This window comes from Bradyrhizobium sp. 27S5 (assembly GCF_037217225.1).
Classification (GTDB): domain Bacteria; phylum Pseudomonadota; class Alphaproteobacteria; order Rhizobiales; family Xanthobacteraceae; genus Bradyrhizobium; species Bradyrhizobium septentrionale.
The window spans coordinates 1539827-1552057 of sequence record NZ_CP147714.1 but is presented as its reverse complement, the minus strand read 5'-3'; the positions used below and the strand labels follow the sequence as shown (position 1 = coordinate 1552057).

Below are 12231 nucleotides of genomic sequence, written 5' to 3'. Positions count from 1 at the left end.
GGATATCGGACCCCGGCCTCCGCGCGCGCCCTTCGATCGGATCGTGCGGTGGCGCACGGTAGCGAAGGTGCTTTCAATGGGATTGGTGGTCCGCAGGTGTTTCCAGTGTTCGGCCGGGAAGTCGTAGAACGCCAGTAGCGTGTCCCGATCCTTGCTCAGGCAGTCGGCCGCCCTCTCGTATTTGGGCGTGTAGCTCTCGATGAAGGCGTCGAACGCCAGCTCGGCGGCGGCCTTGGTTTCGGAAGCCTGTGCAAAAAACTGCTCGCGCAATCTCGGATTGGCCGCCGCCTGCCGCAGATCATCAGCCACTCTCTCCGTCGCATCATCCTCGCTTACGCGAGAGACCTCAGCCTCTGGCTCGAGCGCCAATCGTCAGCTCAAGGATGATGTCGATTGCTGCGCTCGAATGGCGCCGCGCACCTACTCGAGAAAAATACATAAATACGTGAAGATCATTGAGCGCTTATTCGAACCTGCTCCTCTCAGGATTTGCAGCAGCAATCCGGGGAGATGCAGCGGGCTGCCGTATCCGGCCGCGTCGCAATCATGAACCACGGCAAACCAGATCGATTATGATGTCGGTCGATGAATTTCGTCGGCTCAAACCGAAGGCCGGTGAAGAGGTGCCGACAGAATCGGAGCGCCCCCCTCCTGTCGTCAGGCGGGTCCGATGCGAGACCCGCTCGGGTATGCGACCTCAGACCTCAAGACGGCGTCTTCCTGCAGGCTCGCATGGAAGACCACAGCGAATGCATGCTGGCGTCTCAACCAAGGGGCAGCTCGGCGGCTGATCTCCGGGTGCATGATCCGGAAAAGGTCGTGCCGGTTTTCCGGAAGATCATGCTGTAAGTAAGAGTCCATCCTCGGCGGAGCGTTCGAAGCCGGTCTATACAGTGCATACCCCCGCGGCCAACGGCGCGGCTCTTGCGGCGGCCGACAAATTCGTCTTCGTACGCGACGGCTTCCATTTCTGGGCCGCGATTGCGGGCGTGATCTGGCTGGCCTGGAACAGGCTCTGGCTGGCGCGCTAATCGGCTGGCTCGTGCTGACCCTTGCTATCGATTTCGCCCTAGCCTTGGCGTCGGCCGCAGTGCGACCTTCTTCGCTTGCCGCACTTCGAACGATACGTTGGGAAACGGCAACGCCGCACTCGATCGTAGAAATCTGACGCAGCGGCGACCTCGATCATACGGCACGGCAACACATGGATTCGCAATCGGCGAAGTAGTCATAACCAAGGCTTCTCTGTAAGACTACCGACCTGATAGAAAGTAATCATTCAGGAAGTCAGGGTATGATCCACTTCGGTGTACAGTTCCTTGGGGCATACCCACAACTATCCTCGGAAAAGGAACCCGTCACGGCTCCAACGCAACCTGCAAGCCCGCGTTGCCTCCAATATGCACATAACGGGGCCCGATAGGCCGACCCCTGCCGCTGGCGACGGTGACAATGTTTTCGAGAGGGGTGGCGCGCGCATCCATCTCAGGGCGGGACAAGAGCAAATCGGCGTGAAACAGCCCTTCCGACTCAAGACCGGTAGTATCGACGCCAAGAGCCGCCAAGGTGGCCAAACAACTTTCAAACTCTTCAGCATCGCGAAAGCGACGCTGGATAAATGTCGCGCCGGTAAGGCGTTCCGTTACAAGGCCACGCTTCGCGAGCGTTGCAGCCAGAGAATCAAATGGGAACATTCGTAGCACGAATGAGATAATCCATGGACGCTTCTCTGTCGCATCGAGAATTTTGCTGAACGTCTTCTCGGTAACGTAGCCGATGCACCCCGTCGACATGATAACGTCAGTGGGGCGGATGATGTGCGCGCTGTCCGTCGATAGCGTCTCCTTTTCAAGATCAGCGACAATACCCTGCTCAAGGAGACCGACACCTGTTGCATAGCTGATCGCCGGTGCCGATACATCGAGACCGATAAATCGTGCCAGTCCGACATCCGGCCAAGACGCATAGAAACTGCGATCAAGACGCACCAGTGTATCAGAGCTGATTGCCCTCATCTCGCGCCGAGCGTAGCGATGACGCAAGCCCCCGAACGTCAGTGGAAACCGATGCACAGCAGCGTTGATGCCGTATGAACAGCCAATGTCAAGCACGGTCGGCTTAACGCCAGTTGCCGATGCGTTCGCCGCGAGAATCTGGCGCACAACCGGCTCAGCCACGTCCGGGATCATATAATCCAGGTCTCCCAGCACGGTGAAATATGCCCTGGGATCATCCGAAGCATAAATATCATCGAAGACAGCCTTAGACCGATTGATGCGCGGAAAATCTATTAGCAACCCGATGCCTCCTATTCATTTTGCAAACCAGTCGACGGCTGTGCCTTCAGGCGACTCGGTGCCTTGTCGCAGAGATTGGCCGACGCATAAACCCCATCGTTTTTTTTCCAATCGCGCTTCATGAAGTAGAGGGGCTGAGAGTACGTATGAGACGATGGAGCAACGCTGTCGATCGGCAGCGATCGCAATGACCACACGTTGATGGCACGATGATGGCCGGAGTGAGCACAGAGCGATGCGCTCCGTCGTTCGATCCTGTCGATTGCCATCGTCTCGATCGTTGGGTATAGGCAAGCGCCGAATAAGGTGAGAATGGCGCACATTTCGTATAGCGTGTTCCAAGCGCCGTGCTCATTGTCAGCCCGATAGGCGGCAGCCATCACATCGTAATCGATCGCTTCACTACCGTTTCCTTGGACGGCGATTTAAAATGCGAGGACTTTAGCTTCCTCATTCGCGTACCTTTTTATGTTGAGAGAGCTGATGCATGAGGTGGCCACCAAATGTGAGGTGGACACTACGTGATGGAAGAAGGACAGAAGCTGCGGGTGACGGTTGTGCACCCGAGCGTGCCAGGCCCTCATCCACGGCGACGAAACAACGGTTCAGGTATTGAACGAAAAGGACAAGGAAGCCTCCAGCACCTCGTACATGTGGGCCTATTGCAGCGGCGAGGACAGTGAGCAGCCGATTGTGCTGTTCGATTATCAGCCTGGTCGTGGGCAGGAACACCCGCAGACCTTCCTTGGCGACTACCGCGGCATCTTGATGAGTCACGGTTACTCGGCCTGGCGCACGTTGAAAGGCGCCACGCATATCGGATGCGTGGCCCACGCCAGGCGGCGCTTTGTCGACGCCCTCAAAGCGAGGAAGAAACCCGGCGGGCCGCCGGCGCAAGCCCTCAAGTTCTTCGACCAACTCTACCGGATTGAAAGACAGGTGCGCGAAGAAAAACCGGATGACGGCGAAACGCGGGCCAATTACAGGCGCCGCTTCCGCCAGCAACACAGCATTCCTGTCCTGAACGCTCTCAAGGCATGGCTCGAAGCAATCGCCCCAAAGGTCGTGCCCGACACCAAGCTCGGCGATGCTGTCTCCTATACGCTCAATCAGTGGGAATATCTGACGCGCTACACCGAGGACGGCGAGATGCCGATCCACAACAACCTTCTTGAGCGCGACATCAGAATCTTCGCCTGTGGCAGGAAAAATTGGCTCTTCAGCGATACCGTTGATGGAGCCAGCGCCAGTGCCGTTGTCTATAGCCTGGTGCTGACCTGTCGCGCCTGTAGCGTTGAGCCCTTCGCATGGTTGCGACATGTCCTCACCGAATTGCCCCAGCGCCGCGACGACGACGATATTGAAGATCTACTCCCTCTCAACTTCCCCAAAAGCCGCAGCGCCGAAAACCCGGCCTGATATAACATAATCTCTCATCCAGCAGCGAATCCACTGGCTCTCGTAGGGGCCGACTGATTCTATGCGAGATTCAATGTGACGAGAAAGTCGCGCTTACGCCGCAACCACCTAGCCGGGCAATTCCGCATTATGCTGCGCCACCGCCTTCTTATCAGCGCTACAGTTTTCGCTATCCTCGCCCCGAATGCAACCTGTTCCCCCTAAGCGGCAAGCTGAGGCCGTCAGGCGGGTGGTTCCTCGCATAAGCGCGGTCGATTTCGCTGCTCGGCCAGCCGTTGGATACGTGGAAGTTGTTAGGCGTGCCAGGCGAACGGATCGCCATAAACCTTCGTATCGTTCCGAGCCTTCCTTGAGTTGCCTAACGCTTACCAAGGTCCAATTGAAGCGCTGATGGCGATCCTCTTAGCTGCATATGTAGCTGGCCGTGGCGGACATCTCATTCGACTTCGCCGGCGACGTCAACGATAGTCAGTCAGGAGGTCGCGGATTCTGTTTTTCGTCGGAATGGCAGCCTTTGCCGAGGCGTGGGTAGAGACACTGATGGAACCTTTCGAGCTTGCATGGTGCGAATTTGAATACCAACGGGCTCTCAGATGCCTCGAAGAGAGGGAGAACAGGGCAGGCTAAAGGCTCGTCCGGTTGGCGTTGGCAAGGCCGTATGGTTTCGCTGGACATCGCAGGGGGCTCCGCGACGGCGCCGGGAGGCTTTCTCCCAGCCTTCAACCCGTCACGAAAAGGCCCATCCGCGCCCACACTCTCGGAGCGTTGTGGGATGCCCCCGCAGAAGGGGCGTGCCGGTGACTGGAGCGCCGGTTAAGGGAAAGGCCTACCCCTCGATCGCCTACCTCAAAGGCGCTGCCGACATGGTTCCAATTATCATGCCATGAATCCAAATATCATGAGGCATAGTTCCAATTTTCTGGGCCTCGGAATCGGCATGTACCAGCGGTTGGTACATCAAAGAATCACTAGCGATTCTGGCGACTCAAGTTTTCGGCTCAGTGCACCGCAAAAGATGTGGGCAATCGTAAAACGACGAAGGCCGCCTGATTAACGCATGCGCGCGGGCACGGCGAGCTCTATGATAGCGTGTGAAGGTCAGGCAGCCTGCTGATCGCCGGGCTTGTCGGCTTGGTGCAGGAGCTTCCATTCCTAGGGCAGCAGTTCGTGCAGACGCGATGCGGAAGGTCGGCGATGTGGGCGAGGACGCCGACGACCTCGATCATCTGCGGTCCGATCCCGCATTCAAGCTGGCCTGCGGACGGCTGCCGGACACGGGTCGCGATCTGTGTTCCCAACCGACGCTGTCGCGGCTGGAGAATGCTCCGCGCCTTCGACGCATGGATGGATAGCTACCCGCGCGAGCCGGCATCCGTCACGCTCGACATCGATGATACCTGCGATGTCGTCCACGGCCATCAGCAGCTCTCGCTGTTCAACGCTCATTATGACGAACGCTGCTTCCTGCCGATCCACGTCTACGACACGGAGAAGAGCCGGCCCGTGGCGGTCGTGCTGCGGCCCGGCAAGACGCCGGGCGGCGTCGAGGTGCGTGCCCATCTGCGCCGCCTGATACGGCATATCCGGACGCGGTGGCACAACACGCGAATTACGTTCCGTGGCGACGGGCGCTATGCCCGGCCGGAGGCAATGGCGTGGTGCGAGACCAACGGCATCGACTACATCTTCGGTCTGTCCGGCACCAAGCCGCTCGCCAGAAAAGTCGACGAGGCCGCCGACGGCATCCGCACGCGACGCGCCATCGAGAACCTGCCGGTTCTGCGTGGCTATACCGAGACGCGCCACAAGGCAAAGTCCTGGGATCGCGAACGACGTACCGTCGCCCGTACTGAGGCGACGATGCTCGGCCTCGACATCCGTTTCGTCGTCACCAGCCTCGATGTCGGCTCGGCCGAGTGGATCTACGACAGCCTGTATTGCGCGCGCGGCCAAGCCGAGAATCTGATCAAGCTGCATAAGACGCAGCTCGCCTCCGATCGCACCAGCTGCCGTTCGGCGCTCGCCAATCAAGTCCGCCTCGTTCTCCACACCGCCGCTTATTGGCTGATGCTGACCGTGCGCGACGCGATTCCCAAAGCCCGGGAATTGGCCACAGCCGAGTTCGCGACGCTGCGTCTTCGTCTCTTGAAACTCGCTGCCCGTGTCGTCGAGACCACGAGCCGCATTCGCCTTGCGTTTGCCGCGGCATGTCCCGAAGCCGACCTGATCCGCGGCTTGCCAGGCGCGCTGCTGCCGCTCGGTCCTTGACCGGCGGGGCGTCCACCCCCCGTTCGCCCAACCCATCCCTCAAGCGCGTTGCAAAGTACCGGTCGTCAGGCGGTGAAAGGCCGAAGGCAATCCCGCGCGCCTCGTCAGAGCAGATGTGCGGCCACATCAATCGGACTAAAAGAAACGCACTCTCACGAATAGGACGGGCTAAGCACCACACCGCGCAAGGCGGCCTACGCTGGAGCGATACCACGCTCGCGTCGGATTTGACGGCGCGCCGACTGGAAGTGATCCCGAAACGGGACGCCGCCTTTGGTTCCCCGGGAACGATGCGACCGGGAAGCCGCTTTGAGAGGACGGAGACTGGCGAGGGGGATGGTCATCCAGATGATCCAGCACTTGCCCTAGCTCCCTCCTGAGAGCTCTGCTCTGCATCGAATGCGACATCCCCCTGGACCAAAGCGGACGGGGCGGGGTGATCATCTCACCCTTCCTGCTCTGCGGATTCATCGTCGCCAAAGCTCCCCTGAAGAGAATAGCTCTGGATTGAAAGTAAACTCTTCTGGATCAATTGAGAACGAAGGCGCGGGGTGGTTGTCCCGTCGTCCGTGAAGCTCCTCATGGAGGTCCTTTTCCAGTCGCTGAAGCTCCTCTGGAGCGACGGAGACTGGCGAAGGAATGGGTTGATCATCCAGATGATCCAGCACTCGCCGAAGCTGCTCCGGAGTAAGCTGCTCTGGATCGAACGCGACCTGCCTCTGGACGGAAACCGACGGGTGAGCCGATTGATCATCACGCCCTCCCTCAAGCTCCGAGGCGGATTCATCACCAAGCAGTCGCCGAAGCTCCCCTGGGGCGAACAGCTCTGGATTGAAAGTGAACTCTTCAGGATCAACTGAGAACGAAGGCGCGGGATGGTTGTCCCGTCGTCCGTGAAGCTCCTCATGGAGGTCCTTTTCCAGTCGCTGAAGCTCCTCTGGAACGACGGAGAGTGGCGAAGGAATGCGTTTATCATCCAGATGATCCAGCACTCGCCGAAGCTGCTCCTGAGGAAGCTGCTCTGGATCAAACGCGGCGAGCTCTTGGCCGAAAACCGACGGCGCGGGTTGATCATCCTGTTGTTCCTGAAGCTCTTCTAGCCGACCATCAGCTTCGTGCGGCGCGTTGCGCTGCGCGGCGGCATCGTCGAGGCGCCTCGGACCAACCAGTGCCGTGCTTTCGGGATTAGTGAGGACCACGTTCGGGGGAGGAGGATTGTGGTTGGCGCGAGCGCGCCCTGGGCGTACGATCGGCGCACCAGTTGACCGAAGGGTGCGGAGATGCCCTAATGCTGCAAGGAGTTTCTTCTTCGTACCCTCTCCGGCGAACTCGTGTATGTCACCGCCGTCGCTCAGCGACTTGCTGTCCATCCGAGCAACGATGCTCGGTCTGTTTTTTGCGAACAGCCAACGGCTAAAGCCAAGAAGACAGCTTACATATTGCTTCGCCGCGGCGGAGGTCATCCCGCCTTCGATGAGGGCGTCCTTAAGCCTCAAGATATCTGGAGCATCCTCCGGATAAAGAGGCTGCTCGTCCCTCTGCCCGACAATTCCCGTTGACTCAGCCGGCTGCAGCGCCGAGGCCGCTGGCATTGCTCCACCCCCCTCTCCTGAAGTCGCGATCTCGGTCGGCTGCCGCTCAATTACAACCGTTTGCGAGTTATTTAGCTTCCTCGGCCTCTTCACTGCTCTCGACTGAGCTGTCTCCTGCTCAAAGTTGATGAGGACCTCCTCGCTTGGCAGGACGTTGCTCCTGGCGAGTGCACCCATCGGCTCGTCCCAGAACGGCTGGCCTTCGCTAGACGCGTCTTTCGCTGAGGGGATCGTGCGCGGCCGCCCGCGAGAAACGATATGGCCGGAATCGTGATACGCGCGAAGGACGCCCACCCCTGTCTTCATGTTTACGTCTCTCGGAAAGTAGGTATTTACGTGATCGAGCAGGGACCGGTGGTCCCTTAGATCAGTCGTTTGGCCACGAGCGCGGAGATCATTCCCCAATCGACGAAGTGCCTGAGTATAAAACTTAATCGTGCTCGGTTGTGGATTTTTCTGAGTCGCATACTGAGTAATCGCCCTATCGATAATGTCCCGGTCTTCTTCAGACAGATGGGGGTAAAACTGGTTGTCTCGTCCCTCACTGGCGACGGGAGCAGAATCGGTCTGGTTTGCCTCGGCCAAGTGTTGCTCAAAGCCGTCTTGCCCGGCCTGGTCCGTCTGGGGCTCTTCCGAGACAGCGTGCTGCACCTGTAACCAAGCCGGTACATTAAATGGGTCAAAATTTTGACGGTCCACGCTAACCTCATGTCTGATCACCTTGAGCAGGCCTCCTACTCGAGCAAGCTTTCGAGAACCTGACATGGCCAAGGGGCCGTAGCCGAGCCGGACAATGCAGTTATCTGCCGCGTGCGCGTCGTTGGTGAGGAAATATCTCACCGCAGCCTTGATGTTCAGTAAGTTCTGAGGGTTTCGGGCGCCACGCTAGCAGAAGCCCGCAATGAGCTATCGCCAATTTTTGGTGACGACCGGGCCGGTCAGGCGGCGGCGGTTGCGGGCTGACGGTCGGTCGGCTTGGCGATGACCTCGATCCCGTCGTTGAATGTCACACCGAGAACGAGTTTTGGCAACTGGTTGTGTCCGTCGAGCCGTCGCCAGCTTTTCTGTGCGCCCTCAAGCAATTTGAAGAAGCTAGCGCGGTCGTGTTGGACAGGCAGCCCTTCGATCGGATCGTGTGGTGGCGCACGGTGGCGAAGGTGCTTTCAATGGGATTGGTCCCCCGACCCCAGGATTATGATTCCTAATTTTCGCATCTACATCCTAAAACATACTGCGCCATAGCGACCGCTACCTTTTTTAATTCTATTGAAGAATTACCGCCTTGGTGCATCATAGATCGCCGCTCCACTCCCCTCGTTGGTAATGGCTAGCCGATGGCTAAGATGGCGTTTTCTGATGTTGGCCTCCGGAGCATATCGCCGCCTCCCAAGGGCCAGATTTGCTATTGGGACGATAAGCTTCCGAGCTTTGGCTTTCGTGTGTCGCAGGGCGGCTCCAAGACATTCGTCCTCAACCGCAAGAACTCGCTCATTACGATCGGCCGTTTCCCCACGATTTCCCTCTCCCAAGCTCGGACGGAAGCCAAGCGGCTGCTTGCAGAGTTCACGCTTGGGAAGGTGCGCCCGCAGTCGATCACGTACTCAGAGGCCGTCACGCTGCTCCTGGAGGAGAACGCCAAGGCGCGGCGTAGAGCACCGTCTCTGGCTATAAGGGCCTGCTCAACAGAGCCGGCCCCGGAATTCTGCACAGGGCGATAAGTGGAGTTTCTGCCTGACAGCGGGCACGCCGTGCCTGCGAATCAGGAGCGACAATGAGCAGAAGAACACGCCGGAACCACACGCCGGCCTTCAAGGCGAAGGTGGCGCTCGCCGCCGTGAAGGGCGATCGAACGCTGGCTCAGCTTGCCGAGCAGTTCGACGTCCACCCCAATCAGATCACGGCGTGGAAGGCTCAGCTTGAAAGCAAGGCCGCCGATGCGTTCGGTCCCGGCGGCGGCTCCGGAGCGGAACAAGCAGCCATCGATGTGAAGTCGCTGCACGCCAAGATCGGCGAACTGACGCTGGAGAACGATTCCTAAGAAACGGCAGCATCTACTTTTCGGCTCCAAGGGATGGAGAACAAAGCCGAATGGCTTGGCACGCCGATGCAAATTGTTGACCACTCGCGTCCGGTAACGCGTCTCGTAGGACGAGGCCTTGGGATCGACATAGTCCATTCCGTATCGCACAGCATTGTAGAACAGAACTGCGATCTTCCGGGCCGTGGCGGTCACGGCCTTGGCCTTGCCGATGCGTGCTGAGAGCCGTCTATAAAAGGCGCCGAGCGCAGTGTCTGTACGCCCCACGGTCACGGCAGCAAGGCGCAGAAGTGCCGCCGCTCGGCCGCCGGATCGGCGCGTTCGGGACGAGAGCATTTTGCCGCCGGAGACCTTGTTGCTCGGCGCCAGTCCCAGCCAGGAGGTAAAATGCTTTGCACTTGGCCACGAGGAGAGGTCGTCGCCGCATTCAGCGATCAGCTTCAGCGAGAGGTAAGGACCGAGGCCGTCGATCGCGGTGAGGTCCTTTCCGAGCAACGCGAACAGCGCCTCGCGGACGTCGAAAGCTGGAGCGTTCGCCTGATCGGTTCGATTCCGACGCCGCGAGACCTGCGGCGCTGATCCGTGGCCATGACCGCGATGGAAGCTCAGTTCCTTCAACACGGCTTCAATTCGGGCGTCGCAGGCAGATGCCTTCTCGTGGTAGGCGTCGTAAAGCGCAAGTGCCTGCTCGAGCGCAAACAGATGCTCGGCGCGGTAGCTTCCGGTGAGCACCTTCGCGATCGTCTCGGCGCTGGAGCGGCAACTATAATGGCGCAAGCACGCCAGCGCCTCAGGATCGCGCTCGCCGGCAAGGATCGCTCGTATGATACGCAGGCCGGTCACGCCGGTGATGTCGGTGACGACGTGGTGCAGCTGAAGATTCATCTCCGTCAAGGCCTTCTGCATATGCTGGATGTGTGAGGCCGCGTACTCCAGCAGACGCTCGCGCTGACGCACGTAGGCTCTCAGCTCGGCAATCTGCCCTTTGGGCCGAAAGCTGGCCCGCAAACCCGAATGAATGGAGCCGCTGCAGCCATTGCGCATCGCTGACATCGGTCTTGCGCCCCGGCACGTGCTTGGCATCGCGCGCGTTGACAAGAAACACGTTAAATCCCCGGGCATCGAGAAGCTCGAAGATCGGAATCCAGTAGACGCTGGTCGATTCCATGACGACAGTCTCGACGCCGCATTCAGTAAACCAGTCGACTAGCCGATGCAGATCAGCCGTGAAGGTACCGAAGCTGCGGACTGGCTCCGGTGCGCGATCTGCCCTCACGGCAGCCATGTGCATAGTCGCTCCGACGTCGATGGCAGCCGCGTCCGGGTGCACCATCTGCATCTTACCTCCGTTCCTCGACTTCGATCTTTTGGGGTTCATCTCTAATCCTCCTGCTGACGGCGGCGGAAGGGCTGGGCTGCGCTATCCGTCAGATTCCTAAACGGGATCGCCGGATGGCGTCACCACTCTCAAGTGCGCGACAACCCATGGACCAGGTTTTTTGACGGGGTCACGTGCCACCAAAATCGTATCGGCCGCTCCCTCCCGGTCGGCAATCTAGCGCCGGTCCGTTTCTATCCCACAGGGGGAGCGCAGCGCCGCGCATAGTTTTTTAGAAGGAGCGCTCACCAAGGCGGGATTGCTGAGCGCAAAGCGATGATCGACCGTGAGCACGAGCTGTCGATCACCAGGCAAGCGGAGGCTTTGAACATCGGCCGCGGCAGCGTGTACTACCTGCCGCGGCCGGTGCCGGACGCCGACCTTGCGATCATGCAGCGCCTCGACCGGCTGCATCTGGAGTTCCCTTTTGCCGGCTCTCGCATGTTGCGAGGGCTGCTGGCTGCCGATGGGTGCAAGATCGGCCGTCGGCATGTGAAGACGTTGATGCGGCGGATGGGGATAGAAGCGCTCTGTCGCCGTCCACGCACGACAAAGCCCGAGCCGGGCCACAAGATCTACCCGTACCTGCTGCGCGGAATGGAGATCACGCGGCCGAACCAGGTGTGGGCGATGGACATCACCTACATCCCGATGGCCCGCGGCTTCGTTTATCTGGCGGTTGTGCTCGACTGGTTCAGCCGCCGCGTGCTGTCGTGGCGCGTATCGATCACCATGGAGGCGACGTCCTGTGTCGAGACGCTTCAGGATGCCCTGGCTCGTCACGGCAAGCCGGACGTCTTCAATACGGATCAGGGCTCGCAGTTCACCGGACAGGCTTTTACCGGCGTGCTCGCCGACAACGGCATTGCGATCAGCATGGACGGCAAGGGAGCCTGGCGAGACAACGTGTTTGTCGAACGGCTATGGCGCAGCGTCAAATACGAGGAGGTGTATCTGCGGGCCTATGACAGCGTCAGCGAGGCCCTCGCGTCGATCGGCCGATACCTCGACTTCTACAACGGTCGGCGCCCGCATTCGAGCCTTGACGGCGTCACCCCCGATCAAGCCTACTTCAACCCGCTGCCACTCCGCTTGGCAGCCTAACCATGGCAGAGACTCCACTTATCGACGCGGAAAATCTGTTCAGACAACCGGAGCCAGCTCAGGCTCTGACGTATTTCCACACGGTTACGCAAAGGAGACTCGCGCTTGTACTGCCAAAGGCGATTGCGGCTCGTG

5 protein-coding genes and 8 pseudogenes are annotated in these 12231 nt (G+C 59.5%); 6 read left to right on the top strand and 7 right to left on the bottom strand.

Translation table 11 applies throughout. From position 1 onward, the window contains the following. Window positions 1–24: 24 nt before the first annotated feature. Window positions 25–243: pseudogene (locus WDM24_RS07415) on the bottom strand (transposase); the annotation flags it as partial. A gap of 650 nt (window positions 244–893) precedes the next feature. Between WDM24_RS07415 and WDM24_RS44450 the strand changes: the two are divergent. Beyond that, on the top strand, window positions 894–1031 hold the full coding sequence (locus WDM24_RS44450; protein ID WP_414645697.1) for a DUF2628 domain-containing protein: 138 nt from the start codon (window positions 894–896) through the stop codon (window positions 1029–1031). A gap of 327 nt (window positions 1032–1358) precedes the next feature. Here WDM24_RS44450 and WDM24_RS07405 read toward each other — a convergent pair whose 3' ends face one another. Both WDM24_RS07405 and WDM24_RS07400 read right to left on the bottom strand, forming a co-directional pair. Further along, window positions 1359–2291, bottom strand: coding sequence for a class I SAM-dependent methyltransferase (locus WDM24_RS07405; protein ID WP_166106165.1), 933 nt, complete (start codon window positions 2289–2291; stop codon window positions 1359–1361). Window positions 2292–2308: 17 nt separating this feature from the next. Next, window positions 2309–2677 carry a hypothetical protein gene (locus WDM24_RS07400; RefSeq protein ID WP_338823158.1) on the bottom strand — a complete coding sequence of 123 codons (369 nt, stop codon included), beginning with the start codon at window positions 2675–2677 and terminating at the stop codon, window positions 2309–2311. 193 nt (window positions 2678–2870) lie between these two features. Here WDM24_RS07400 and tnpC point away from each other — a divergent pair. Together tnpC and WDM24_RS07390 are read left to right on the top strand one after the other, a co-directional pair. Then, a pseudogene (tnpC, locus tag WDM24_RS07395) lies at window positions 2871–3716 on the top strand (IS66 family transposase); the annotation flags it as partial. 1202 nt (window positions 3717–4918) lie between these two features. Next, window positions 4919–5984, top strand: a pseudogene (locus tag WDM24_RS07390) (IS1380 family transposase); the annotation flags it as partial. Between the two features lie 467 nt (window positions 5985–6451). Here the strand turns inward: WDM24_RS07390 and WDM24_RS07385 are convergent. Both WDM24_RS07385 and WDM24_RS07380 read right to left on the bottom strand, forming a co-directional pair. Continuing rightward, window positions 6452–8275, bottom strand: a complete 1824-nt coding sequence (locus tag WDM24_RS07385) for a hypothetical protein (RefSeq protein WP_338696287.1) — start codon at window positions 8273–8275, stop codon at window positions 6452–6454. A 239-nt stretch (window positions 8276–8514) separates the two neighbouring features. Next, a pseudogene (locus tag WDM24_RS07380) lies at window positions 8515–8759 on the bottom strand (IS256 family transposase); the annotation flags it as partial. 151 nt (window positions 8760–8910) lie between these two features. Here WDM24_RS07380 and WDM24_RS44445 point away from each other — a divergent pair. Next, window positions 8911–9294 (top strand): Arm DNA-binding domain-containing protein, encoded by a 384-nt coding sequence (locus tag WDM24_RS44445; protein ID WP_176533520.1) that lies wholly within the window; start codon window positions 8911–8913, stop codon window positions 9292–9294. Between the two features lie 53 nt (window positions 9295–9347). Next, window positions 9348–9608, top strand: a pseudogene (locus WDM24_RS07375) (transposase); the annotation flags it as partial. Between the two features lie 204 nt (window positions 9609–9812). Here WDM24_RS07375 and WDM24_RS07370 read toward each other — a convergent pair. Beyond that, a pseudogene (locus WDM24_RS07370) lies at window positions 9813–10658 on the bottom strand (transposase); the annotation flags it as partial. Next, window positions 10618–10899: pseudogene (locus WDM24_RS44440) on the bottom strand (IS110 family transposase); the annotation flags it as partial. The pseudogenes WDM24_RS07370 and WDM24_RS44440, both read right to left, overlap by 41 nt. A gap of 321 nt (window positions 10900–11220) precedes the next feature. Here WDM24_RS44440 and WDM24_RS07365 point away from each other — a divergent pair. Then, a pseudogene (locus WDM24_RS07365) lies at window positions 11221–12096 on the top strand (IS3 family transposase); the annotation flags it as partial. Window positions 12097–12231 lie beyond the last annotated feature (135 nt).